General features: G+C 51.8%; 5 protein-coding genes. All 5 read right to left on the reverse strand.

All coding sequences use genetic code 11. The features are described 5' to 3' along the window. Nucleotides 1-257: 257 nt before the first annotated feature. A complete protein-coding gene (fieF, locus tag ACI2JR_RS23540) occupies nucleotides 258-1154 on the reverse strand; it encodes a CDF family cation-efflux transporter FieF (RefSeq protein ID WP_132731809.1) in 897 nt (298 codons plus the stop codon). A 243-nt stretch (nucleotides 1155-1397) separates the two neighbouring features. After that, nucleotides 1398-2054 carry a type VI secretion system-associated protein TagO gene (locus ACI2JR_RS23545; RefSeq protein ID WP_462479586.1) on the reverse strand — a complete coding sequence of 219 codons (657 nt, stop codon included), beginning with the start codon at nucleotides 2052-2054 and terminating at the stop codon, nucleotides 1398-1400. Between the two features lie 4 nt (nucleotides 2055-2058). Beyond that, a complete protein-coding gene (locus ACI2JR_RS23550; protein ID WP_048757645.1) occupies nucleotides 2059-2391 on the reverse strand; it encodes a zinc ribbon domain-containing protein in 333 nt (110 codons plus the stop codon). A gap of 110 nt (nucleotides 2392-2501) precedes the next feature. Further along, a complete protein-coding gene (locus ACI2JR_RS23555) occupies nucleotides 2502-2750 on the reverse strand; it encodes an ogr/Delta-like zinc finger family protein (RefSeq protein ID WP_071995732.1) in 249 nt (82 codons plus the stop codon). A gap of 45 nt (nucleotides 2751-2795) precedes the next feature. Further along, the coding region (locus ACI2JR_RS23560) for a phage late control D family protein (RefSeq protein ID WP_462479587.1) at nucleotides 2796-3827 on the reverse strand (1032 nt) is incomplete at its 5' end.

Raw genomic sequence — 3827 nt, forward strand, 5'->3', positions numbered from 1 at the left:
CGTTCATGCCCGGCGCATCACCGCCACTTGTCAATACACCGATTTTCTTAATCATGACTACCTCTGAACTTAGGAAGCAAAAAATAATCCTGTTGCCTGAAGCGCTCCTTCACCAGGAGTGCACGACGATAATTGCAATAGTATATCAAACGCTTCTGGCTGAATTGATTCAGGTCAGACCAAATGGCGGTAATTTATACAAAAAATGCCGATCCGCCCCACATTTTACATCGAGTTTACAGACTATAACCGAAAGCTCAAAAAACGCCCTGTCGCGCCAGCGGCACCACAGAACAGGGATCCTGATGGATAATCACATCAGAACCCGGGAAACGGTGCAGAATCGCCTGCTCCACCTGGTCGGCAATCACGTGCGCCTGCACCAGCGGGAGGTTATCTTCCATTTCCAGATGTATTTGAATAAAGCGAGTCGGCCCTGACTGCCGCGTCCGTAGATCGTGCGCCCCGCTGACGCCTGGCCACGCGGTCACGATATTGATAATGTCCTGACGCTCCTCATCAGGAAGTGCGCGGTCTAACAACGACTGAACGGCGTCGTAACCCATACGCAGCGCGCTATATAAAATATAGATGCCAATTCCAAGGGCAAACAGCGCGTCGGCGCGATGCCAACCATACCAGGAGAGGCCCAGCGCCACCAGAATTGCGCCGTTCATCATAACATCAGACTGATAATGAAGCATATCTGCTCGCACCGCCTGGCTTCGCGTTTTTCTCACCACCCAGCGTTGGAAAGTCACCAGCACCAGCGTGCTGGCCAGCGCAATCAGGGTCACAATCATGCCGATGCCCGCCGCCTGCATCGGCTCCGGCCGCGCCAGATGCTGGATGCCGGTCAAAAACAGGAACAGAGCCGACCCGGAGATAAACATACTTTGCGCCAGCGCGGCCAGCGATTCCGCCTTGCCGTGGCCAAAAGTATGTTCCTCATCAGCGGGTTGAAGCGAGTAACGCACCACCAGCAGGTTGGTTAACGAGGCGGCAATATCCACCAGCGAGTCCACAAGCGCCGCCAGAATACTCACCGATCCGGTATACCACCACGCAAAAATTTTAATCAAAAGTAACGCGGAGGCCATCACCGTCGCCGCAATGGCCGCACGACTGACCAGCCGCCCATAAGATTGATCCATAAACGCTCCTTTTCCGGCGATGCGCTTAGTATAACCCGAACTTTTGTTGCGACGGGGCGCAAGGGAGAAGTCGTTTAGCTGAATGACAGACAAAAAAAACCCCCTCATCATGAGGGGGGAAGACAGGGATGGTGCGCTAAGGGCGACAGCATCCAACTGATAAAAAAGGATTTTTATCAAGCAGTGTCCACACTGCGACCATATCGACAAAAAGCCACGGTTACCCGTGGCTTCCTTTTGCGCTCACTTCCACCCGCATGACTTCTGTAGTGGTTTGATGGCCTCTGAAAGTCCCTTGAGATCGAAAGTGGTGGTGGCTGAATTCTCATTATATGGAGTAATCTGCGCCAGCATTTTTCCAGACTTCTCAAGACTCTTGATAAAATCAATTGTCCTGCCCCTGTAGAAAACTGCTTTTGTATTACCTGATATATCCCACACTTTTGTGACCGCCTTTTGCTTATCAAGCCTGTGAAGCATAGAGGTTTCACCAAGTCCTAAATAGACATCCCAGTTAATGAACAACTCAGTCTTCTTCTCTCTGCATGTAATGAAAAGTACGGGAGTGGAGGTTCTTCCAAAATTTGATGAGATCGGTAAATCCGCTGTCAGCATAGCAAAAACATTTGTCGAGTCATCAATATCTGATTCGACCGTTGATACTTGCCACTTCCCTGTGTCGCTTTTTTCCTCCGGGTTCTGTATCTCATTTGGCGGCAACAACAGATCGTAGCAACCTAACCTTTTTGTACCGTTTTCCTCGGCCTGGCACTTTGCCAAATCATCTTTGCTTATTGTGGGGGATTCCTCTGTCTTTGGTTTCGGCTTTTCTTGCGCGTGAACCCCCAAAGAAATGAGCGCACCGAAGAAGGTCGCAAGAAATAAACAACTCTTCCTCATGTGGTTATCCCTTTGGTCTTGTGAGAAATACAAGGGTTCCGATTATTACATCACCAATAACCCAAATGGTCCCCATAGCCATCATTCCCAACCCCGCGCCCAAAGCTGCCCCGGCTCTTTCCGCATCCGATGAGGCTTGACTGATTACCTCGCCGCTGCCACCTAACCCCTTAAAAACAGCGTAGATCATGAAGATATTAAACAGGATGAATACCCATTTAATTAACTTCCCAAAAATTGAGCGGCGTGGTTTTTTTAGCTGCTTGCCACAAGATGGGCACCTCAAAGCGGAATCACTTACTTCCTTCCTGCATTCCGGACAACTGACCAAAGCCATAATGCATCCCCTTAATTATTTAATAATTGCCATTTGTTACAAAACATTTTGATTTTATCGGATTACTCTGAATTGACAAGAAAATAGCCCCGCGAAATGCGGGGCTTGTTTTATACGGCGAGACTTAACTGTGCATCACCATAGTGGGATGATGGGAATGCATCTGAGGGGATAAATCCAGGCGGCAACTTTTCGCGATGGCCGCGCTTTGTGACCAGCTTTTCAACGCTGTTCAGGGTGGTAAAGGTGATGCTGCATTCAAAGTTCTGACACTGGTGATAATGCCGGACGGTGGTGTTACTCAATGGACGACTGGTGCGCGTTTTAGCAACGGCACCGCAGATAGGACACTTAAACATGATGGCCTCCCGGGGCGGGAGTTGAACTCGCTCATATTATGGCCGCTAACCCTCACTTTCTGCAATCCATTCAGGTATTTTCGCTTCAAGCTCCAGCTGCGTTTTAAATCCACCGTCGTCGATCGAGTGGGTGGCCTTCGCAATTATCCAGTCCTGATTATTAATATCCGTCTTAAAGCCCGATACCGTGCCGTGCATTTCCGGGTACAGATCTGCGCGGCCATAAGCGAGCGTCATATTAAATTCGGCGGCGCCGCGTTTGAGCTGTTGCCACTTCGCTGCAGCGGCTCGCTGGGCGGCAATCACATTGTTGAAGGTTGTCCGCAGCACAAAAACGTTACCATCTTCACCGGCGATATAATCCCCTTCCCTTGCGCTGCTGCGCGGCTTGCTCTCGGTCTTTTTCTTGCGCTCCTTAACGGTAACCTTTTTCTTTTTGCCATACTCCAGATCCAGCCAGTACGCCTGCACGCCGGTGTAAGCGTCGCGGTCAGCCACGCGGAACGAATGCCGGTCGCCACTTGAGCGGGTGATCGCAAACTCCGGCAGTGCTTTGCCGTTCGCGCTGACGCCGCCACCCGGCAGGATAAACAGGAGGCTACCGTTTTTGACGGTGGCAATCGCGCCCAGAAGGTCAGCCATCCTCGTCAGAAATGACATATCGCTCTCCTGGGTCTGGTCAGCGTGGTCAATCTCGGCGATCATCAGCTGCTCGGAAATCACCGGCGTCAGTTTGTAGCGCCGGGCGATGGCCGACACAATCCGCTCGACCGTCACGTCGTGCCAGGATACCTCGCGCTTAACGTTAAACTCGTCCCGAAAATCCGCGCTGCGGGCGGTGATTTCCAGCCTGTCCGGCGGCCCTGAGTGGGCGACCTCGTCAACGGTGTAAACCCCTTTGTAAACCAGCGGCTCACCCTGCCATCCCAGCGACACCGAAAGCTCGGCACCGCGCGGCGGTAGCTCGATCAGTCCGTCACTGTCGTCGATAGCAATGGTCAGCTCGTCGGCCTCAAAGCCGCGATTGTCCGTAAGCTCCAGAGAAATGATGCGCGGATCCAGCTGCGTTAGTGCCTT

The organism is Klebsiella sp. NPDC088457, assembly GCF_044900465.1.
Classification (GTDB): Bacteria; Pseudomonadota; Gammaproteobacteria; order Enterobacterales; family Enterobacteriaceae; genus Klebsiella.